Genomic DNA, 21,644 nt, shown 5'->3' with positions numbered 1-21,644 from the left:
TTTCAACATGTACAGAATAAAAAGAGGAAAGAAGTGATCTCACTTCTTTCCTCTTTTTTATGATGTAATTCATTTTAGGTAACTGCTCAAGGTTGATTAATAAATAGTAATTCTTGTTGCAATATTTCACATTGCGCCATGAAGTAGTCCCAGTCAACAGAAATTGTATTCTCCATTTTCAGTTCAGCTTTAATTAGTGCTTGATTTACAAATTGAGCTTTCTTTATATCTTCTTCTGTCCAAGTGCTTAGTTGGTAATTTGAATTTGTCGGTAATTGATTTAATGCAGAAGCAATCTTTTGGATGGTTTCCATTTCTTCTTTACTCAGTCCTTTGGAGGGGAATGTATGGGAAGCCGTTCCATACCATAGATCATCAAGAATAAGATTTAATTGGTTCGAAACAATCTGAGGGTTGTTCCAACCTTCTGTTTCTTGTTGTTGCAAAATTCCTTGTAATTCGACTAAGGGATATTGGATATTATCTAGAAAGTATTGTTTTTGATGCCAGCTATTCAAATAAAGCATAAACAAAATAACTGATATCATTGTTAATGATATGAGTGAGTATATGATTCTTATCTTTTTCTCTTTTTTTATAAGCCAACTTCCTTTCAAATAATCTTAAAAGTTATTCGGAATGAGAATAATGTAATAGATATAAATATATATTCCATAAAAATTCCAAATAACCTTTTTGATTATAAGGAATGATGAAATTAAACGGAGTAAAATGAAGGAACCTGCCAAATTTACAACATCGGGAGGTTTTTTCCCTCAGGTAAGTTATACAGGGGGAAGTCAAAAGCAAACCGGAATCCAGTCTGGAATAGTGTCTTTTTATAGGGTGAATCGTAATGTTTCAATCATTTCTTTTTCATCTACCATTTTTGTGGAAAATGCGATATTATTATTTTCTTTGGCTTTTTTAAATTTATTAAAAATGGAATCTGCGCCCTTTCCGCAGACGAACTAGCAAGCTTACTTGGGCCAACAGGATGTTGGTCACGAAGTACCTCTTATTCCGTTTTGCAAGCAGATAATGAAAAAGCCAGGATAAAAATGGCGGTGAAATGTTTCCATATGTCCATTTGGCAATAACCTCCTTCTTGAAATAGACCTCATCACATCGTGTCAGTTACACTTCCATAGATGTTTTGTGATACAATTTTTTTGTTAGAAGTCTAAATTGTGAGCTGATATTTTATGTTAAGCCCTACTTATGCCGTTGTAGATATTGAAACGACGGGTCATTCGCCTGCAAAAGGGGATCGGATGATTCAATTTGCCGTTGTATTCGTACGAGATTGGCAAATCCAATCTACTTTTTCAACCTTCATTCAACCAGGTAAAAAAATCCCTTTATTCATACAAGACTTGACCAATATTTCAGATGATGACGTCAAAGATGCACCGATTTTTGAAGATGTGGCCGGAGACATTTATGACATGCTGGAAGATTGTATCTTTGTTGCGCATAATACGAATTTTGATTTATCTTTTGTACAAGCCGAATTCAAGCGTACGGGATTCCCTTTATGGAAAGGCAAAAAAATGGATACCGTTGAACTGTCACGCTTACTGTTTCCGACGTCTTTCAGTTATAAATTACAGGATATTACCCAAGAGCGGGGCATCCAACTAACAAATGCCCATCGTGCAGACGATGATGCCTATGCGACCGCTGAATTATTTATAGAGTGTATGAAAGAAATTGAAAAACTGCCGATTCAAACATTAGAACTAATTCATAAACGATCTTTTCAGATGAAATTCGACATCTCTGCTTTATTTTTCGAAGCTCTTCAAAGAAAGCGAAAGATGCTCAAATCCGAAAATTACGATTTTTATAAAGGCATTCCGCTTCGACAGAAGTATTTCATGCAAGGTCCAGTGGAATCTTCCATTTTCTATCCTGAAACCAAGAACCAGAAACGTCTCTATTTTTCAGAAGGGTTACAGGACTTCAAAGAACGTGAAGGGCAGTTTCAGATGATGGATGCCATATGGCAAACCTTTCAGGAAAAAAATGAACTGGCCATTGAAGCATCGACGGGACTCGGAAAGACGCTAAGTTATTTAATTCCAAGTTACTTCTATGCAAAACAACAAAACAAAAAAGTATTAATCAGCACGTACACTACTCACTTAATGGAGCAACTATATGACGTTGAAATACCGAAATTAGAAGCCATTGTAAAAAATAGTGTTCAAGTTGCGATTTTGAAAGGTGCTAGACATTATCTCGACTTGCACCGTTTCGAGGAATTACTGCGTGCAAAAGACGAATCTTATGATGAAACGTTTGCTATTTGCCAGCTGTTAGTTTGGTTAACAAGAACTTCTACAGGTGATGTTGGGGAACTGAACGTTTCAAGTGGCGGTCAATTTTTCCTCGACAAAGTCCGGAAAAATGCATTTTCCGTTAAGACAACGGAAGTGAATGACCATGATTTCCATGCATATGCATTGCTTCAAAGTCAGCATGCAGATATTCTTATTACCAACCATGCCATGCTCTTTACTGATCGGCATAGGCTGGAACCATTACTCAAGAATGAAATCAGTGGATTTATTATTGATGAAGCACATCAATTTGTACAAGCTGCGAATACACGTGATGAAAGAATCTTTTCATACACGCAGTGGAAATATGTATTTGGTCAACTTGGAACCCGCGATCAGGAACAATTAACCTTTTCTTTCGCCAATGTTTTGGAGAAACATGGGGTGGATGTGATTTATTCGTTCGATGAACTTGATCGGATTTATATGAGGTGTAGTGACAAGTTTGATGAAGCGATTCAATCCATTATTCAGAGTGTCCGCCGTAAGACTGCGACAAAATCTCATTCGAAACAAACGATTTTGTTCGAAGATTTAGATCTGGATTATGAATTGCTCGATGAAGTTTACCAATACCTTCAAAGGTGGGTGACAATTGCCCAACACTTACTCGAGAGAATGTCTAAAAGTCAGCTTGAATCAACACATGCCGATAAACTAGTTGCTGCCGAATGGCAATATTGGTTGAACGAAATGAAAATCAAGACAGGTGAATGGGTCGATATTTTCCTAGCTTCTCCTGCAGAACATTCAGTATGGGTGGAAATGGATCGCAGAAGCATTCCAGGTAGCCTGCAAGTGTATAAAAAACCGATTGACAGTACACAGGCGGTCAATGAAATATTTAACGATTGGAGAGGCAGTGCTGGCATCGTCTGGACGTCAGGTACGTTATCAGTCCCAGGAAATAATCGTTTCATCGTCAATCAACTGGGGCTTCCAGAGACGGTGTCCATAAAAAATTACTCTGCGCCAAAAGATTTTTACCAAGGAGCCAATTTATTCATTGTCGATGATATGCCGGATATTCAGCATGTCTCACAATCTGATTTTATCGAAGCAGTTGCCGATGCAGTCATTCAAACGGTTCTGATTACGGAAGGCCGATGTTTTGTGCTCTTCACATCACAGGACATGTTGCGAAAAACAGTCGATTTAATTCAAGATACAGGATTGCTTGAAGATTATATGTTATTCGCCCAAGGCATGACATCAGGTAGCCGCATGAAATTATTGAAATCATTCCAGAGGTTCCGAAAGTCCGTATTGTTTGGTACGAATAGTTTTTGGGAGGGTGTCGATGTACCGGGAGATGCATTAACTGCAGTCATCTTGGTACGGTTGCCGTTTTCTTCACCGGATGAGCCTGTCTTCAAAACACAAGCTGACCGTCTGACCAAACAAGGAATCAATTCATTTACATCACTGGCATTGCCGGAAGCGATTCTTAGATTCCGTCAAGGTTTTGGCCGTCTAATTCGTTCATCAACCGATCGTGGCGTATTTATTGTCCTCGATCGCAGAATTGAGTCGAAATCTTATGGGAAAGAGTTTATTAGTGCTTTGCCAGATATCCCAGTTAAGAAAGTATCCCTAGAAGATATGGTCTTGGACCTTGAAAATTGGTATAATGAGAAAGTATGAGCGAAGAAAGTAGGGGTTACAAAATGGAAAGCAGAATTGAAGTAATATCAACAGTTACGGTTGACTATCAATCAGACTTGTATAAAATTGTGGACGCCTTGAATCGCACTTTGAAACAAAGAAATTTAATGTTTGGCCTGGCACTTGAAAAAGATAATCATGAGAAAGCCGTTTTCACAATTTATAAAACGTAAGGTGCAGAAATGAAAAAATGGTTTATTTTTATCAGTGTATTTATTCTTTCATTAACTCTTTGTATCAGCTTGTTTGTCATCTGGAAAGCAGGACAACCTTTCAGAAGCGCAAAACAGGATGCTGAACAATTGGCAATTAGTGAGAAAATGTTAACAGAAGTGACAGATTCACAGGTGTACAGTAGTACAAATACATATATTACTGTACTTGGAAACGATGAAAACGGAGAAGAAAAAGCTGTTTTTATTCCTTCCTCCAATCAAAAATTAAAAATTGAAGAAGTGCTTATGAAAGATGGCATTTCGAAAAAACAAGCCATTAAAACTGTACAAGATGAATTTGAAGTCAAAGAGGTGCTACATACTAAACTTGGCTGGGAACAAAATCATGCAGTATGGGAAATTACATTTTTAAATGAAAACGACAAGCTTAATTACGTTTATTTATTATTTGAAAATGGAAAATGGTGGAAACGTATATTGAATATGTAAAAGGGGACAATCGATGATGAAACCTATATTAGCTAACCGTGTTCAGACATTGACACCGTCAACAACACTTGCCATTACAGCAAAAGCAAAGGAATTAAAAGAACAAGGTATTGATGTGATTGGTCTTGGCGCAGGCGAGCCCGATTATAATACTCCTCAAAACATTTTGGATGCGGCATTTAAGTCGATGAATGATGGTTATACAAAATATACACCAGCAGGCGGTTTGCCAGCATTAAAAAAAGCAATTATCAACAAGTTACAGCGTGATCAACAAATCACATATCAACCGTCTGAAATTTTGATTGGTATTGGTGCGAAACATGTTTTATACACATTGTTCCAAGTACTATTAAATGAAAATGACGAAGTAATCATTCCCATCCCTTATTGGGTAAGTTATCCAGAACAAGTGAAACTTGCAGGAGGCGTACCTATTTATATTGAAGGTACAGCTGAACAACAATACAAAATCACTGCCAAACAAATTAAACAAGCAATCACTGACAAGACTCGTGCCGTTATCTTGAATTCTCCAAGTAACCCAACCGGGATGATTTACTCAAAAACTGAATTGCAGGAAATTGCAGAAGTTTGTAAAGAAGCGAACATCTGGATAATATCTGACGAAATTTATGAAAAATTGATTTATGGAGATGCCAAACATATTTCCATTGCTCAACTTTCAGACGATGCAAAAGAGCGTACGATTATTATCAATGGTGTGTCTAAATCACATTCCATGACAGGATGGCGTATAGGCTATGCAGCGGGCAACAAGGAAATCATTACAGCAATGACAGACTTAGCGAGCCATTCCACATCAAACCCTGTCACTACTTCTCAATACGCTACAATTGAAGCGTATAATGGTCCTCAGGACACAGTAGAAGAAATGCGTTCTGCGTTTGAATCACGTCTTGAAATTATTTTCCCGCAAATAGTAGCTATTCCAGGTTTCAAAGTATTAAAACCACAAGGAGCATTCTATTTATTTCCAGATGTTTCTGAAGCAGCATCAAAAACAGGTTATGATTCAGTTGACACATTTGTAGAAGCACTACTGACTGAGGCAAATGTAGCGGTCATTCCGGGTTCTGGTTTTGGAGCCCCATCAACAATTCGATTATCCTACGCAACTTCACTCGACTTACTTGAAGAAGCAGTGTCACGTATAGATACATTTGTACGATCAAAATGGCAAGATGGTTTGCTGTAATTTCTGGAGGAATTTATGAAAAAAATTATGATTCACGAAATGCCAAAACACTTAGGCGAAACAGTAAAATTAGGTGCTTGGTTAGCCAATAAACGTTCAAGTGGAAAGATTGCATTCTTGCAACTACGTGATGGTTCTGGCTTCGTACAAGGCGTTGTTGTTAAGGCAGATGTGGCAGAAGAATTATTTATCAAAGCAAAATCTTTAACACAGGAAACGTCAATGTACGTTGTCGGAGAAGTTACTAAAGATGAGCGTTCTTCGTTTGGCTTTGAACTTCAAGTGAAAGATATCGAAGTCATTCACGAAGCAGTAGATTTCCCAATCACACCAAAAGAACATGGAACTGAATTTTTGATGGATAACCGTCATTTATGGTTGCGTTCACGTAAACAACATGCCATTATGAAAATCCGTAATGAAGTCATCCGTGCAACTTATGAATTTTTCAATGAAAATGGATTTGCAAAAGTAGATCCGCCGATTTTAACAGGATCTGCTCCTGAAGGAACTTCTGAATTGTTCCAGACCAAATATTTTGATGAAGATGCATATCTTTCTCAATCAGGTCAACTTTATATGGAAGCGGCTGCTATGGCACTTGGAAAAGTGTTCTCATTCGGTCCTACTTTCCGCGCTGAAAAATCAAAAACACGTCGCCATCTGATTGAATTCTGGATGATCGAGCCGGAAATGGCTTTCACGGAATTTGAAGAAAATCTTGTGGTGCAAGAGCAATATGTTTCATACGTTGTTCAATCAGTCCTGAAAAACTGTAAGTTGGAGTTGGAGCGTCTTGATCGTGACGTAACGAAACTTGAACATATTCAAGCTCCTTTCCCACGTATTTCTTATGACGATGCCATCACATTCTTAAATGAAAAAGGGTTTGATGATATTCAATGGGGTGATGATTTTGGCTCACCACATGAAACTGCAATTGCTGAACATTATGACAAGCCTGTATTCATCACGCATTATCCGATTGGTATTAAACCATTCTATATGCAGCCACACCCAGAACGTGATGATGTCGTTTTATGTGCGGACTTAATTGCACCTGAAGGCTATGGCGAAATCATCGGTGGTTCAGAACGTATTCACGATTACGATTTATTGAAACAACGTCTTGCAGAACACGAACTGGATGAAAAAGCATATGCATGGTACTTGGAACTGCGTAAACAAGGCTCCGTGCCACACTCAGGATTCGGACTAGGATTAGAGCGCACAGTAGCATGGATCAGTGGAGCAGAACACGTCCGTGAAGCGATTCCGTTCCCACGCTTATTAAACCGTTTATATCCATAAACAAGAAAAGTGCAGAAGCCCACGCTAGCTCGACTCCGACGGTGGAAGGTACGAGCTGGGCTTCGGAACTAGACATGTAGGAAAGTAAAGAAAACAGCTAAAATTCGTAACATGAGTTTTTTATCAATAATATAAGTACAAAGGAGAGTTCGGGTATGCAACAGCAACAGCCAGATCGGCTCCGTATGTGGACAGAGCAGGGAAATGTAACCATTTCCCAGCTCTTTTTTCAACATTACAAAAAGTGTGATATCCAGGATGATGAAGCCTTTTTAATTCTTCATATGGTGGCGTTTATCGATAAGGGAAATCATTTTCCCACGCCAGATGATTTAGTGGAACGTTCCCATTTTACATCGGAACAAGTAAGTCGACATATGCAAAGATTGTTCCAAAAAGGGTATTTATCGATACAACAAAGATATGATGATAAAGGAGTATTGATTGAAGCCTTTTCGTTTCACTCATTATGGAATCGGTTGATTGACACAGTTCTGGAAGAAAAAACTTCACAGAAAGTAATGACTCAAAAAGAACAAGAAGGCGAGATTTTCCGATTGTTCGAACAAGAATTCGGGCGTTTCCTTTCCCCTATGGAAAGTGAAACTATTGCAATGTGGATGGATCAAGATCAGCAATCACCCGAGTTGATTCGAGCAGCATTGAAAGAAGCTGTACTTGCACAAAAAATGAGCTTACGCTACATTGATCGCATTTTGTTTGAGTGGAAAAAGAAAAATGTCAAAACTATGCAGGATGTTGAAAAACAAGCAAGTCAATTCCGCACAGTTCCGGAAAGAACATCGCCACCAACGCAACCGCAAAAATCAAATAAAGTACCATTCTATAATTGGTTAGAAGAGCGAGAGTAGGGAAGTGAAAATATGCTGACAAAAGGTCAATGGGAGTATTGTTTATCAGAAATGGATAGAATGTTCCCTGATGCTCATTGTGAGCTCGTTCACGACAATCCATTTGAGCTGACAATCGCCACATTGCTTTCTGCACAATGTACGGATGTACTCGTAAATAAAGTGACCCCGGCTTTATTCGCAAAGTATCAAACCCCGGAAGATTATTTAAGTGTGCCACTGGAAGAACTACAGGATGATATCCGTTCAATTGGATTGTTTCGTAACAAAGCAAAAAACATACAAGCTTTGAGTCGAATGCTGCTTGAACAATTTGATGGTGAAGTTCCTGCCAATCGTGATTTGTTAACCACACTTCCTGGAGTGGGTCGTAAAACAGCAAATGTTGTCGTTTCAGTTGCGTTTGATATCCCTGCATTGGCAGTGGATACACATGTGGAGCGAGTGACAAAACGTCTGGGTCTCTGTCGCTGGAAAGATTCGGTTCTGCAAGTTGAAGAAACAATCATGAAAAAGACGCCGATGGACAAGTGGTCAAGAACACATCACCAACTCATTTTCTTCGGTCGTTATCATTGCAAAGCACAAAATCCCCAATGTCCAGTGTGTCCACTGTTGTCCTTGTGTCGTGAAGGGAAAAAACGGCTAAACAAAGGATTGGTAGAAATTTGATTCGATTTGATGCCAAACATGCACATAAAGAACATCTTAGCGGCATTCTAAGTCAATGGTCGACTTTAAAAGAAATGATACAAGATGCTTTTAAACTGAAAAATAAGGGTGTTCATGAGCAGATGCTTTTAGGCATTAAGCTATATGAAGATTTATTGGTTCAAGTATCAGAATCAACAAGTTTTAAGCCTGATGAGATTCAAGACTACGAAATCATTCCTCTAAACGGGAAAGAACGATATATATTTATCATTACGAATTCGAATCGCTATGTAGCTTCTAGTCAGTTAAATGAGTTATTCGATGAAACAATTAAGAAAATTGCTCGATTGCGCATAAAATCCAACTAAAAAGAAGCAGATCCTTAAAAAGGATCTGCTTCTTTTTTTATATTATGGGCTTATAGAGGAATCAGAATTCGATATTGAGGCGGTTCTCGCTTCTGTCTTATTTTCTGTACTGTTTGCGGCACCTTCAGTTGATCCATCATCGCCACCATCTTCTGGCGGTGGGGGAGTTTCACCTTCAGGAGGTGGCGTTGTCCCATCGACAGGTGGTGTCGTCCCGTCTTCAGGTGGAGGTGTCGTTCCATCGCCATCTGACCCGCCGTTACCATTACCATTTCCGTTCCCGTTACCATTGCCATTCCCTTCACCAGGAATTTCCGGTTCAGGTACTTCAACGGCATCAATTTCAAGTGTTGTACTAGCTGGTTCGCTTCGTACTCCTTCTGCTATTGCCACTACAGTAAATGTATAGGTACTGCCTGGAGTAATGCCTGTGACAATCAAGCCTTCCTGGCTAGTGGTTTGTAGAACCGAAGGAGTGCCTCCATCCACTGCAAACGAAACTTCAAATGCTACATCCACTTTGTCTTTATCACGTTTTGGTGCTTTGTGCTTCCAGGATAATGTAGCTGATTGATCGCCTTCACTGTATTCAGCTTTGAAATTTGATGGTGCTTCCACTTCAATTTGTTCATATTCCTCGGAAACTTTAGTTGGTTCAGTTCCACGAACAAATAATTCTGTTCGTTTCAAGCTGTCCGGTGTAAATTCACTTGCAAGACGAAGAGGGGAAGTGCCCACTTCAACAGTTGCTTCTACAACTGAATTTGGTCGTTTAAAGCGTGGTGTATCTTTGTCTGCAGATATATTTGTCATAACATCTTTAAACAATCTTTGGGCGAAAGTGCGTTCAGTTGAATCGGCTGTATTGATTGCTTGTTTACGTTCTTTATAACCAGTCCAAACGGCGATTGAATAATTTGTCGTATAACCAGCAAACCAAATATCCGGAGCTGAGCCTTCAGGCAAATTATAATCATTAAATTCTTTGGATGTATAGTTGGTGGTTCCTGTTTTACCTGCAACATCCAAGCCTGGAATGATTGCTGCTTTACCAGATGCGCCTCTGCGCTCACTAACTACATCTCGAAGCATATCGGTCACCATAAAAGCAGTTGAATCTTTCATGGCTGGTTTTGATTTAGGTTTAAATGTTTTCTTCGTTTCTCCATCACGATAAACAATTTCACTAATAGTGTAAGGGTCTGAGTACATGCCGTCATTCCCGAAAGCTGCATATGACGCTGCCAACTTAATCGTGTTGATTCCGGTAGTTGCTCCAATCGCAGCAGATTCATAATCGAGATAGTCACCAGTAATGCCTAAATTATTGGCAAATTCTTTGCGGTCACCACTTTCGACTTCTTTGAAGGCTTTAACAGCTGGTATATTTCGAGAACGATACAATGCTTCACGCGCTGTCATAGCTCCCAGATATTCATTATCGAAATTGTAAATTTGTTGATCTGAATTTGAATAATTCATTTTTTCATCAACCAGGGTGTGACCAGTAGACCAATTCAAATATTCGATGGCAGGACCATAATCCAGGATCGGTTTAACAGTTGAACCAATACCACGTTTTGAAACATCTTGCGCGTAGTTAAATTCGAAGCTTGGGCCATAATCACGACCGCCACCTACTGCAACAATGGCACCTGTTTTCGTATCCAATACGGTCATTCCTGCTTGCATTTCTTGAGTAGGGAAGTTATCTCCTGAAAAAGCCTCTTCTACTGAACCCTGAGCTTGTGGATCAAGCGTCGTATAGACTTTCAATCCATCAGCTAAAGAATCATCTGAGCTTTTAGCTGCCAGTTCATTCAATACAATATCCAAAAAGGCAAGATACTTGGTAGAATTCGAAGGTTTGCGATTTTCTTCAGCTAGTAAACCTTCAGTTATTGGAATCGCTTGTGCTTCTTCCATTTCAGCTTTTGTAATTTTCCCATGCTGTTCCATCAGGCGTAAAACGATATTTCGACGTTTTTCTGCGGCTTCGGGATGCTTGAAAGGATTGTAGTTGTTCGGACTTTGAGGCATTCCGGCCAACATCGCCATTTCGTGTAGCTCCAAGTCTTTTAATTCTTTTCCGAAAAAGCTTTCAGATGCAGTCCCAAATCCATAAATATTTCCTGACATTAAGACTTTGTTGAAGTACATCTCAAAAATTTCTTCTTTTTCATACTTTTGTTCAAGTTGATAAGCAAGATAAGCTTCTTGAGCTTTACGTTTTAACGTTTTTTCATTTTGTAAAAATGAATTTTTTATCACTTGTTGTGTTAAAGTACTAGCACCTTGAGAACCAAATCCACTTGTAATGTTAGCAAGAATTGCTCCACCAAGGCGGTAAAAATCAATTCCGTTATGTTTATAGAAACGAGCGTCTTCAGTAGCCAATATGGCTTCTTCCATTTCTTTAGGGATATCTTCGTAATTCACATAATCTCGGTTTTCGGATCCAATTGTTGCAAAGACATCGCCATTTACATCATAAAACTCAGATGAAATTGGGTCCTTTAATGATTCTTCATCTAATTCTGGTGCAGAGCTTGCGTAATAAACAAAGAGTCCTCCACCGAATAACAGTCCTGCCAATCCAATAATGAGAATGGCCATAATAATACGTTTAAACCAACCTGTTGTACTTCTTTTTTTCGATTTCTTTTGTTTTTCTAATTCTTTTCTTCGTTGTCCACGAGAGTTAGCTTTTTCGCTCACGAACGTCTCCTCACTTTCACGGCTTCACAGATTCCTCTGAAAGCATCTTTGTTACTCCCCGCAAATAGTCAATTGGAGGATAAGCTCCTGGGACTATTTCAAAGGCATGTTGTTCGAAAAATTCGAACGGAATTGATTTGCGACCACCTTTACACATTTCATCCCATGCATCTTGAAGGGGACGATAAGGTAAAATGAAATATCGATTGATGGATGAAAAACGAACGATTAAAAAGGTAAGACCTTTCTGTTCCGTTACCAGTCGCATGTGGTCAATTTGATGAGCATGGATATTCTTTAAAGGGAAGGAAGTTTTATTTTTCGTTTCTTTCGCTTCAAAATCCACATGAATGCCTTGCCATACACCATTAAAGTCTGTTGTCGAAGCAGTCCGATAATAGGCTTCTCTTATGACAGCTGCACTTCGGGAAGGATATTCTACTTTTACTACTTGGATAGGTACAGGTTTTTTATGAATGACTGCCGTACCTTTTTGCATATAAAAGTCATTTGTTTCATTAATCTCATCCTCTAAGGTTTTTCCCCGGTTACTGAAGGTATAATCCTTCTTTGCACGTTTTTCCGAATTATTTTTTGTGGGCGTATAAATCTTACCATTCGGGTAGTTAAATGCCATGCTCGTCACCTCGCATACCAGTTTATCATAACCACACCCTACTAGACGTGATTCGCGCTTTAAGGTTTCATAGTTTGTGTGTCGAATTGTTGTAAGTATTAGCTTAATCCTTCTAGTTTTGTCGTTGGCAAAGGATTTCATCATGTTATGGAGAACTTCACTAACAACTGGAGGGATGCAGCATGAAACGTATAGAAGAATTGATTGAACAATTGTCATTACTTGAACATATCTTGGAAGCACGATTTATACAGGAAAGATCTACACAAACGCAAACTGTCATCGATAAAGGGCATCAAGTAGGAAAAGCATTAAAAGAAACGGAACAAATGATAGAATGGAATACCTGTTCGCAAAAAAGTGGTTAAAACCACTTTTTTTTGTTACTATAAACAGTAACAAAGGGGCTGAGAACATGAAGTTAAACGAACATACTAAATTAATTTTGGAAGAAAGTCAAAACTGTCTAATACGTCATCAAGAGATGCGTGATAGGGAGGCATCTCCTGATTTTTTTTCACAAGTGAAGCCCCATGCCGATTATTGGCATGCTTTCCTAATTGAATGGAGAGCAAATGCCAACTCTTGGATTAACCATCACCGTCCGAAGTATATGCGAATCCAACAAATAGATGCGGCAATTGAAGCTTTCAATCAATATGTCGTTCAATCATTTTATAAAGAGACTGGAAAAAAGAGGTTTGCGCAGTCTATACAGTCAACTTGTTACACGTTGCAAACTTTTATACATGCCATAGAGCAAGAAGGTGAAAAGCTTGATCAGGAAACAATCAATTAATGACATATTAAGTGAATGGAAGCAAGACCCGGTCATGCGAGAACGAATTGTTCATTGGCATACGATTGAGAAAAAAGAGGCATTCTTGTCTGATTTCCCCGAAGATTTACATCCGTCCATCCAGCAGGCACTGAACGAACGGGGCATTACACAACTCTATAGCCATCAGAGAATTGCATATGATATAGCGCGTATGGGTCAATCCTTTACAGCCATCACCCCCACTGCTTCGGGGAAATCCCTTTGCTATCATTTGCCTGTCCTTCAATCAATCGTCGAAGACAGTTCTTCAAGGGCACTTTATTTATTTCCCACGAAAGCGCTCGCTCAAGACCAAAAATCCGACTTGAATTTATTGATTGAACAAATGAATCAAGATATTTTGAGTTACACCTATGATGGCGACACTTCACCGGCAATTCGTACGAAAGTAAGAAAGGCTGGTCATATTGTTTTGACCAATCCTGATATGCTCCATTCGGGTATATTACCTCATCATACGAAATGGGTTTCCTTGTTCGAAAATTTGAAGTATATAGTGGTCGATGAGCTGCATACATACAAAGGCGTGTTTGGAAGTCACGTGGCACATGTTTTGCGTCGATTAAAACGCATCTGTCAATATTATGGAAGTAATCCGGTTTTTATTTGTACTTCGGCAACAATTGCAAACCCGAAAGAACTGGCCGAATCATTAACTAATGAAACTCATACACTGATCGATGAAAACGGTGCACCGTCGGGTAAGAAAAATTTCATTTTTTATAATCCGCCAATCGTTCACCCAACCTTTGGTGTCAGACGTAGCGCTATTCTCGAAGTTCGAGATCTAGCTAAACGCCTATACAAGGAAGGGATTCAAACCATCGTATTTGCGAAAAGCAGGGTACGTGTTGAGATGCTTGTCACGTACTTAAAAGAATTATCCAAGAAAAAAATAAATGATGAATCCATTCGTGGCTACCGAGGAGGGTATTTACCTTCTGAACGGCGACAAATTGAAAAAGGTTTGCGGGATGGAACAATTCAGACTGTAGTCAGTACAAACGCATTGGAACTGGGTGTGGATATTGGTCAGCTCCAAGCCTGCATCATGACCGGTTACCCTGGGAATATTGCAAGTGCTTGGCAACAGGCGGGCCGTGCAGGACGTAGACAGGATGAGGCCTTGATAATATATGTTGCGCAATCAACTGCACTTGATCAATATATTGTGAATCACCCTTCATTCTTACTCGGTCAATCTCCAGAAGAAGCCCGCATTCATCCAGACAATTTAGTTATATTGATGGATCATTTAAAGTGTGCTTCTTTTGAATTGCCTTTCAAAACGACTGAACAGTACGGGGAATTTGAAATACAAGAGTTACTTGCCTATTTGGAAGAAGAAGGAATATTGGTTCGAACCTCTGACAAATGGCATTGGATGAGTGATCGTTTTCCTGCACATGAAATCAGTTTACGTTCTGCCTCTCAGGAAAATGTCGTAATTATTGACCAAACCATCCCTGCTGCAACTAAAGTTATTGGAGAAATGGATCGTTACAGTGCGATGACATTATTGCATGAAGAAGCGATTTATTTGCATCAGGGCATTCAGTTCCAAGTGGAAAAGCTGGACTGGGAAGAAAAGAAAGCCTTTGTAAGAGAAGTGGATGTAGACTACTTTACAGATGCAAATCTTGCAGTTGAATTAAAAGTGATGAGTGAAGACAAAGAAAAAACGTTTAAACACGGCTCTGTGTTTTTTGGGGATGTATCGATTTTAGCGATGGCGACCATATTCAAAAAAATTCGGTTTGATACACATGACAATATCGGGTCAGGCCCTATCCAGCTTCCTCCGGAAGAATTGCATACTTCATCGAGTTGGTTAAGTTTCAATCGACCCTCTGGCTGGACGGATGCAATGCTCACAGATGCCATGACAGGTGCAGCGACTTCCATCGCATCGTTCATCCCATTGTTCGTCCATTGTGATCGTCGCGATATTCATGTTGTACCACAAGTGAAATCGATTCATGCTGAACTCCCTACATTTTTCGTTTATGATAGCTACCCAGGAGGGATCGGCATCAGTGAACGCGTATTTGACGTTTGGCCTGAATTACTTGGACACGTCGAACAGCATGTCGAGGCGTGCCCGTGTGATCAAGGTTGTCCCGCATGCATCGGACCCCAGGAAGCAAGCGTTGGAATGAAAGATGAAGTGTTGAAACTTCTAGCTTATTTACAATTAGAATCAACTGGTGATCCGTATGTCATTTGAAAAAAATCTCTTACAAATGAAGAAACTGATTAAGAAAAAGCCAACGAAATCTCAATCGCTGGCTCCTTTCGTCATACCAGAAAAACCGAAGTATACGGAAGAGTGGGAACGGGCAGGTCTGAAAATCATCGAAAATGATTTTGGTATCGTTTTTGAAAAAAAGATAGTTTATGACCGGACATATTGTCACGGTGATTTTCAATTAAAAGAAGTCTTCGATGCTTTCGCATTGTGGAATTCTTTTCAAGGTGTTCACCCCATATCAACAGATGGACAGCATGTTGTTTTTTTTGATACGGAAACAACAGGTCTAAAAGGAACAGGTACCTACATATTCTTAATCGGGCAGTTAATATGGAATAAAGATCATTTTGAGATGACTCAACATGTTTTAGCGGATCCGAGCCATGAAGCGGCAATGTTGTACGAGTCAGGCTTATGGAAAGCTGGCCAGACCGTCGTAACGTATAATGGCAAAAGTTTTGATTGGCCCCAATTGCAAACACGATGGACAATGAACCGAGAGCATCTACCTAAACTGTCTGATCCTACACATATCGATTTACTTCATGGGTCTAGAAGAGTTTGGCGGAATGAACTGGATCAATTCAAACTAACAAAAATTGAAGAAGATAAACTTGGATTTAAACGTGTTGGGGATATTCCAGGACATCTGGCTCCGATTATTTATATGGATGCTGTAAAAAGCGGGAATCCGGCGACCTTATTAAAAGTTCTACACCACAACGAATGGGACATCCTCTCATTACTTACATTGTTTATTCACACGACAAAATTGATTTTGAAAGAGCAGTACATCGATTCTAGTATCTCATCAACGAACATTGGAAAATGGTTTTCGGATCTGAAAGACTTTGAAAAAGGGCAAAGTGTTTTTGAGCAAATTACAACCCAATATAGTACTGATGAAGCTGCTATGGCGTTTTACTATTTAGGCTATGAATATAAACGCACGAAGCAATACGACCTTGCTTACGAAGTATTTGAAAAGGCACTCGGATACGTACAAGATGGTTTGAAAATAAAAACGTATGAAGAGCTGGCGAAAATAGCGGAACACGTGAAAAAAGATTTTGATCTTGCCAAACTTCATGTTGAAGAAGCATTGATCCTCATACAAAAAACTCCGATTTTAAAAGAACAACAAAAAGAGAGAAGAACACATGCATGTAAAAAGCGTTTGGAACGAATAATCAAGAAACAAACTATTTCCCGGGCAAGCGCAGGTTTCGACAGAAAATGAGTGAGGAAATGAACGACAAAACGTTCTTTATGCTATAATAAATCCATGCATGAACAATGGAAGGACGATGTATTATGGATATGAAATTGACGCCAGAAGTCATTTTAGAAAAAGAATTTAAAACTGGATTACGCGGCTATCACCAAGATGAAGTAGATCAGTTCTTGGATGAAGTCATTCAAGATTACAATACTTTTATGCAAACAATTGAAACACTAAAAGCTGAAAATAGACGATTGAGAGACGAATTGGATGAAGCTCCAAGACGTCAAGTTGCTGCACCTTCAACAGGAACAACTAACTTTGATATTTTAAAGAGACTTTCAAATCTAGAAAAACATGTATTCGGCAGTAAGTTGTACGAATAATTCAACATTCCAAGGATGGATTGTTTATTACATGAATATCAAGTATAATGAAGAAACCATTTAGATAATCCAGGTAATCGCTGCAACGCTTGACGTTGTAGAGGAAAGTCCATGCTCGCACGGTTCTGAGATGACCGTAGTGTTCGTGCTTAGCCAAAAAATAAGCTAAGGCAGTGTTACAGCTGACGGCGGGAACAACACCTAAGTCTTCGGATATGGTCTATGTTCTCTGAAAGTGCCACAGTGACGGAGCTGATTCGGAAACGTTTCAGGTGGAACGAGGTAAACCCCACGAGCGAGAAACCCAAATTATGGTAGGGGCACTCTCATGCAGGAATTGAACGAATTGAGGGACAGACAATGTCTGTAGATAGATGATTACTACTCACTTGTACGAGGCATCAGCCGCTTGAGTACGTGATAACAAAACATGGCTTATTGGGTTTTCTAATGGGTATACTTGACTACACAAGCTCTCCACTAATTCGGAGAGCTTTTATTAATAAATAAGCAAATAAATGAAACAATGATCGTTAAAAGAAAGGATGAGATGATGACGACTCATCGATTAGTAGCAACATCAGCAATGGGGTTAGAATCCATTGTAGCAGATGAAGTAAAAAAATTAGGGTATGAAACCCAGACTGAAAACGGAAAAATATATTTTGAAGGGGACGAGCATGCCATTGCCCGTGCCAACATGTGGCTACGAGTAGCGGACCGTGTCAAAATAATAGCTGGTGACTTTAGAGCCACCACGTTTGATCAATTATTTGAACAAACAAAAGCGATTCCTTGGGAAAAATATTTACCGGTAGATGCAGCTTTTCCTGTTCAAGGGAAATCAGTTAAATCAAAATTATTCAGTGTGCCCGATTGTCAGGCAATTGTTAAGAAGGCCATTGTGGAACGTTTAAAATTGGCTCATAAACGAATTGGTTTTTTGGATGAGTCCGGTGCAACATTTAAGATTGAAGTTAGTATACTTAAAGACCAAGTAAAATTAAGCATTGATACAAGTGGTGTCGGTTTACATAAACGAGGGTATCGCTTAGATCAAGGGGAAGCTCCATTAAAAGAAACATTGGCTGCTGCACTGGTCTATATTTCAAAATGGAATCCTAATCGTCCGTTTGTTGATCCATTCTGTGGGTCTGGGACAATTCCTATTGAGGCAGCGATGATTGGTCAAAACTTAGCTCCAGGGTATAACCGTAGCTTTATTAGTGAAGACTGGCCATGGATGTCAAAAAAAATATGGGAAGATGTTCGCTTGGAAGCTGAAGAGTTAGCGAACTATGATCAGCCATTAGATATCACAGGTTCTGATATAGATGCGCGAATGATTGATGTTGCAAAAAACAATGCAATTGAAGCTGGCTTTGCCGATTTAATTCATTTTAAACAGCGTCAGTTAAGAGATTTCACAACTTCGTCTTTGGACGGTGTTATGATTGGAAATCCACCTTATGGTGAGCGTATCGGAGAAAAAGAAACGATTGAAGACATGATTCATGATATGGGGCGTATAATGGATAGTTACCCTACATGGTCTGTTTATATGTTGTCATCAATGGCAGACTTCGAAACGTTATACGGGCGTAAAGCGACTAAGAAACGCAAATTATTTAATGGATTTATCGAAACAAACTATTTTCAATATTGGGGTAAAAAATCACCTCGTGAATAGCACCCAAAACGGATAGGTCAACCTATCCGTTTTCTTATCGTTTGAAAGGGGATCACTATGAAGCAAACATTACCATTTGCACTAACGAAAGACCGCTCTTTTTTTGAATCACTAGGTGATTGGATGGGAGACGTTCTTTATGATGAACTTCCTGAAAAAGGATTCGAATGTCGTGATGAGCAGATTTATATGGCCTATCAGATTGAAAAATCTTTGAAAAATAAAAATGTTTTGTTTGCCGAAGCTGGCGTAGGAACAGGGAAGACGATTGCTTATTTACTTCCGGCAATTTCCTATGCGCGATACACAGGAAAACCTGCTTTGATTTCGTGTGCTGATGAGACGTTAATTGATCAGCTCGTTAAAAAAGAAGGAGATATTCAAAAATTACAAGATTCACTAGGATGGAACATTGATGTCCGTCTAGCAAAATCACGTGACCAATATTTATGTTTAAAGAGACTTGAGCACGAACAAAAAACGAATGATGAAGAATTCCTGGAACAAATTGAAGATGGAATTCCTGATTTTGTGTACGGTCATCAGTCGCTCCAATCGGTTTACCCATACGGAGAGCGCAGTGCTTTTCCGGATGTCAGTGACGAGGATTGGCAAAAAGTAAATTATCATCCGATTCAGCAATGTGCCGTTTGTGATATCCGCAACCGTTGCGGTCAAACTATTCATCGACAAAATTACCGTGAAGCTGGAGATTTGATTATTTGTTCGCATGATTTCTTAATGGAACACATTTGGACAAAAGAATCGCGTGTACGTGAAGGACAAATGCCTTTACTTCCTGACGTTTCGATGATTGTACTGGATGAAGGTCATTTATTGGAATTCGCTGCTCAACGTGCATTGACTTATGAAGTACAGAGCCAAACGCTTGTGTCATTGATTGACCGTGTCGCACAAGATGGCGTACGTGAAAAGACATTGCAATTGCTAGAAAGATTGCAGGACTTACATGATGATTTCTTCAAAGAATTGCTTACTCATGCACATGGTGAAGAAGGAGAACGTCTCCATATAGATAAAACAGACCGTGTTCTTCAGCTTGGCCAACAGCTTGTGAAATTAGTAGAACAAATTTTAGAAGAATTTGTATTTGAATCAGAGCTTTATACGATTGATGAATATGATCTTCGTATGGTAGAAGAATACTTGGAACAATATGTATTTTCACTCCAATTATTTGTTCAAAATGGAGATGCGGTCGATTGGTTGGAAGAAAAAGACGGTATTGAGACATTAGTCATCATGCCACGTCTAGTAACAGATATTTTAAATGAAAAATTATTCACAAATAAATTACCTGTTGTTTTCTCTTCAGCCACTTTATCGGTTAATAAAGACTTCACCTATATTTCAGATGCTTTGGGTATCGATCAGTACCATTCGTTTAGTGTTCCATCTCCATTTGATTACGACCAAGTAATGCAGATATTTGGTCATTCTGTCGATAGTGAAACGAAAGCAAAGAAAGCACGAGAACTACTCTTGCAATCTAAAGAGCCCACTTTGTTATTGTTCAAGTCGAAGAGTGATATGGTGAATTTTGAAAATTCCCTTTCAGTTGAAGAAAGAATGGGTATGGTTTTTGAAGGAGAACGTGAATTATCATCCATTGTGCGTGATTTCCAAGCTGGGCATATCGCTACATTATGTTCATACCATTTATGGGAAGGGCTTGATTTGCCTGCAGAAGCTTTAACACGCGTGATTATATTTGATTTACCTTTCCCTCCGCATGATCCTTTGTTCGATGCGAAACGAAAATTTTCTAATGATCCTTTTGCAGAAGTCGAATTGCCGTTTATGTTGTTACGCCTTCAACAAGGAATTGGCCGTTTGATACGGACATCTGCCGATCATGGATCCATCCACTTGTTACTGAATGATGATGAAAAGCAATTGAGTACAGATTTTACACATATACTCCCAGTAGAAATATCATGGGTATAAAGTAAAGCCCATCCTGATAAATAGGCTCAGACTGAAGACAAACTCGCATTTTTTGAGTTTGTCTTCAGTTTTTTATTAAATTTTTTGGAAGTTAGCATTGAAGGGGAGTAGTGCGATTTCCTTTCAAATATTGTTTCGTACAAAATCCTTTATGAGGTGCTCCAGTTTCTCCCCATGGTGTAGCTTTGAAATAAAGTCGTACCGTTTATAAAAAAGATGTACCGTTATATCCCTTTGGATATGGTTATCTAAAGGGGTGTTTTATTAGATTATTCGAGTTTGAATATGTCATTGAGATTGTGAAGGTCTTCACTTAAACTAACGGCAGGTTGAAGACCAATTATTCCTAATTGATACGAAGAAAATTGGGAAATAGATTTCATTTGAAGATTTAATGAGCTTGCCAAAATTATTAATGCGAAATTACTTTGATTTTTCTAATTAACATGTGGGTGAACCACTATATACAGAGCCTTGGTAAACAATATGTTATCAAGGTTTTTTTATTTATCTGGAATATCAACAATTAGAACTTTTTTCCTGTTTTAATCTATTATTGTTAAATTTATTTCTAAAAAATTACGAGAAATTTCTATATTCCCCCAGATTTTAAAACTAAGTTCATTAAAAAACTAAAATTTCAGACAATATTCACAACATTCTTCTACAAAATAACTGAAAATTCTTTTGAAATAAGGACTTAACTAACATTTTTTAGTATTGAATTTTCAAAAAATATATTAATAGTTTCATGTGAAATCCCCCAATTTACTATTTTTTAAGGCGGATGTACACTTCGAATTGTATTCATTATCATGCAAGGGGGGAAAAG

General features: G+C 38.8%; 18 protein-coding genes, 1 other RNA gene and 1 pseudogene. 17 read left to right on the top strand and 3 right to left on the bottom strand.

From position 1 onward, the window contains the following. Positions 1 to 86: 86 nt before the first annotated feature. On the bottom strand, positions 87 to 533 hold the full coding sequence (locus tag HMPREF1210_RS04325; protein ID WP_036659375.1) for a hypothetical protein: 447 nt from the start codon (positions 531 to 533) through the stop codon (positions 87 to 89). 672 nt (positions 534 to 1,205) lie between these two features. On the opposite strand from HMPREF1210_RS04325, the gene dinG reads away from it, so the two are divergent. From dinG to HMPREF1210_RS17255, 8 genes are all read left to right on the top strand, one after another. Further along, positions 1,206 to 3,989, top strand: a complete 2,784-nt coding sequence (dinG, locus tag HMPREF1210_RS04315; RefSeq protein ID WP_016427388.1) for an ATP-dependent DNA helicase DinG — start codon at positions 1,206 to 1,208, stop codon at positions 3,987 to 3,989. A gap of 23 nt (positions 3,990 to 4,012) precedes the next feature. Next, positions 4,013 to 4,183, top strand: a complete 171-nt coding sequence (locus tag HMPREF1210_RS17545) for a YpmA family protein (RefSeq protein WP_016427387.1) — start codon at positions 4,013 to 4,015, stop codon at positions 4,181 to 4,183. Between the two features lie 9 nt (positions 4,184 to 4,192). Next, positions 4,193 to 4,675 (top strand): DUF5590 domain-containing protein, encoded by a 483-nt coding sequence (locus tag HMPREF1210_RS04310; RefSeq protein WP_016427386.1) that lies wholly within the window; start codon positions 4,193 to 4,195, stop codon positions 4,673 to 4,675. A gap of 16 nt (positions 4,676 to 4,691) precedes the next feature. Continuing rightward, positions 4,692 to 5,894: a pyridoxal phosphate-dependent aminotransferase gene (locus HMPREF1210_RS04305; protein ID WP_016427385.1), complete on the top strand. Its 1,203-nt coding sequence runs from the start codon at positions 4,692 to 4,694 to the stop codon at positions 5,892 to 5,894. A gap of 15 nt (positions 5,895 to 5,909) precedes the next feature. Continuing rightward, on the top strand, positions 5,910 to 7,205 hold the full coding sequence (asnS, locus tag HMPREF1210_RS04300; protein WP_016427384.1) for an asparagine--tRNA ligase: 1,296 nt from the start codon (positions 5,910 to 5,912) through the stop codon (positions 7,203 to 7,205). A 155-nt stretch (positions 7,206 to 7,360) separates the two neighbouring features. After that, the gene (locus HMPREF1210_RS04295; protein ID WP_016427383.1) at positions 7,361 to 8,077 is read left to right on the top strand and encodes a DnaD domain-containing protein; all 717 of its coding nucleotides are present in this window, start codon (positions 7,361 to 7,363) and stop codon (positions 8,075 to 8,077) included. 12 nt (positions 8,078 to 8,089) lie between these two features. Beyond that, a complete protein-coding gene (nth, locus tag HMPREF1210_RS04290; protein ID WP_016427382.1) occupies positions 8,090 to 8,749 on the top strand; it encodes an endonuclease III in 660 nt (219 codons plus the stop codon). Next, positions 8,746 to 9,099 carry a YpoC family protein gene (locus tag HMPREF1210_RS17255; protein WP_016427381.1) on the top strand — a complete coding sequence of 118 codons (354 nt, stop codon included), beginning with the start codon at positions 8,746 to 8,748 and terminating at the stop codon, positions 9,097 to 9,099. Before nth ends, HMPREF1210_RS17255 begins: the two co-directional genes overlap by 4 nt. A 42-nt stretch (positions 9,100 to 9,141) precedes the next feature. On the opposite strand, the gene HMPREF1210_RS04280 is transcribed toward HMPREF1210_RS17255, so the two are convergent. Continuing rightward, entirely contained in the window at positions 9,142 to 11,817 is a 2,676-nt protein-coding gene (locus tag HMPREF1210_RS04280) for a penicillin-binding protein 1A (RefSeq protein WP_016427380.1), read from the bottom strand. 16 nt (positions 11,818 to 11,833) lie between these two features. Then, complete coding sequence (gene recU, locus HMPREF1210_RS04275; RefSeq protein ID WP_016427379.1) at positions 11,834 to 12,454, bottom strand: Holliday junction resolvase RecU; 621 nt, start codon at positions 12,452 to 12,454, stop codon at positions 11,834 to 11,836. 182 nt (positions 12,455 to 12,636) lie between these two features. Here recU and HMPREF1210_RS04270 point away from each other — a divergent pair, with 182 nt between their 5' ends. The 9 genes and pseudogenes from HMPREF1210_RS04270 to HMPREF1210_RS18340 form a co-directional block, all read left to right on the top strand. Beyond that, positions 12,637 to 12,822 (top strand): hypothetical protein, encoded by a 186-nt coding sequence (locus HMPREF1210_RS04270; RefSeq protein ID WP_016427378.1) that lies wholly within the window; start codon positions 12,637 to 12,639, stop codon positions 12,820 to 12,822. A gap of 47 nt (positions 12,823 to 12,869) precedes the next feature. Further along, complete coding sequence (locus tag HMPREF1210_RS04265) at positions 12,870 to 13,253, top strand: DUF1798 family protein (protein ID WP_036659368.1); 384 nt, start codon at positions 12,870 to 12,872, stop codon at positions 13,251 to 13,253. Beyond that, a complete protein-coding gene (locus HMPREF1210_RS04260; protein ID WP_016427376.1) occupies positions 13,231 to 15,522 on the top strand; it encodes a DEAD/DEAH box helicase in 2,292 nt (763 codons plus the stop codon). Before HMPREF1210_RS04265 ends, HMPREF1210_RS04260 begins: the two co-directional genes overlap by 23 nt. Then, positions 15,512 to 16,786 (top strand): ribonuclease H-like domain-containing protein, encoded by a 1,275-nt coding sequence (locus HMPREF1210_RS04255; RefSeq protein ID WP_016427375.1) that lies wholly within the window; start codon positions 15,512 to 15,514, stop codon positions 16,784 to 16,786. Before HMPREF1210_RS04260 ends, HMPREF1210_RS04255 begins: the two co-directional genes overlap by 11 nt. Positions 16,787 to 16,860: 74 nt before the next feature. Beyond that, positions 16,861 to 17,154, top strand: a complete 294-nt coding sequence (gene gpsB, locus HMPREF1210_RS04250; protein WP_016427374.1) for a cell division regulator GpsB — start codon at positions 16,861 to 16,863, stop codon at positions 17,152 to 17,154. A 65-nt stretch (positions 17,155 to 17,219) separates the two neighbouring features. Beyond that, an RNA gene (rnpB, locus tag HMPREF1210_RS17540) (RNase P RNA component class B) lies at positions 17,220 to 17,597 on the top strand. A gap of 110 nt (positions 17,598 to 17,707) precedes the next feature. Continuing rightward, complete coding sequence (locus HMPREF1210_RS04245; RefSeq protein ID WP_016427373.1) at positions 17,708 to 18,844, top strand: class I SAM-dependent RNA methyltransferase; 1,137 nt, start codon at positions 17,708 to 17,710, stop codon at positions 18,842 to 18,844. A 57-nt stretch (positions 18,845 to 18,901) separates the two neighbouring features. Continuing rightward, on the top strand, positions 18,902 to 20,812 hold the full coding sequence (locus HMPREF1210_RS04240) for an ATP-dependent DNA helicase (protein ID WP_016427372.1): 1,911 nt from the start codon (positions 18,902 to 18,904) through the stop codon (positions 20,810 to 20,812). A 322-nt stretch (positions 20,813 to 21,134) separates the two neighbouring features. Next, positions 21,135 to 21,257 (top strand): annotated as a pseudogene (locus HMPREF1210_RS18340) (YokU family protein); the annotation flags it as partial. Positions 21,258 to 21,644: the final 387 nt, after the last annotated feature.

The sequence above is a fragment of the Paenisporosarcina sp. HGH0030 genome, assembly GCF_000411295.1.
Classification (GTDB): Bacteria; Bacillota; Bacilli; order Bacillales_A; family Planococcaceae; genus Paenisporosarcina.
The sequence above is the reverse complement of the archived record's forward strand: the minus strand, read 5'-3'. Positions and strand labels throughout refer to the sequence as shown.

Coding starts and splice junctions, on each gene's coding strand:
- HMPREF1210_RS04310 (WP_016427386.1), top strand. CDS start 4,193: ATGAAAAAATGGTTTATTTTTATCAGTGTATTTATTCTTTCATTAACT.
- HMPREF1210_RS04255 (WP_016427375.1), top strand. CDS start 15,512: ATGTCATTTGAAAAAAATCTCTTACAAATGAAGAAACTGATTAAGAAA.
- recU (WP_016427379.1), bottom strand. CDS start 12,454: ATGGCATTTAACTACCCGAATGGTAAGATTTATACGCCCACAAAAAAT.
- HMPREF1210_RS04240 (WP_016427372.1), top strand. CDS start 18,902: ATGAAGCAAACATTACCATTTGCACTAACGAAAGACCGCTCTTTTTTT.
- HMPREF1210_RS04245 (WP_016427373.1), top strand. CDS start 17,708: ATGACGACTCATCGATTAGTAGCAACATCAGCAATGGGGTTAGAATCC.
- gpsB (WP_016427374.1), top strand. CDS start 16,861: ATGGATATGAAATTGACGCCAGAAGTCATTTTAGAAAAAGAATTTAAA.
- HMPREF1210_RS04305 (WP_016427385.1), top strand. CDS start 4,692: ATGAAACCTATATTAGCTAACCGTGTTCAGACATTGACACCGTCAACA.
- asnS (WP_016427384.1), top strand. CDS start 5,910: ATGAAAAAAATTATGATTCACGAAATGCCAAAACACTTAGGCGAAACA.
- HMPREF1210_RS04270 (WP_016427378.1), top strand. CDS start 12,637: ATGAAACGTATAGAAGAATTGATTGAACAATTGTCATTACTTGAACAT.
- HMPREF1210_RS04295 (WP_016427383.1), top strand. CDS start 7,361: ATGCAACAGCAACAGCCAGATCGGCTCCGTATGTGGACAGAGCAGGGA.
- nth (WP_016427382.1), top strand. CDS start 8,090: ATGCTGACAAAAGGTCAATGGGAGTATTGTTTATCAGAAATGGATAGA.
- HMPREF1210_RS04265 (WP_036659368.1), top strand. CDS start 12,870: ATGAAGTTAAACGAACATACTAAATTAATTTTGGAAGAAAGTCAAAAC.
- dinG (WP_016427388.1), top strand. CDS start 1,206: ATGTTAAGCCCTACTTATGCCGTTGTAGATATTGAAACGACGGGTCAT.
- HMPREF1210_RS17545 (WP_016427387.1), top strand. CDS start 4,013: ATGGAAAGCAGAATTGAAGTAATATCAACAGTTACGGTTGACTATCAA.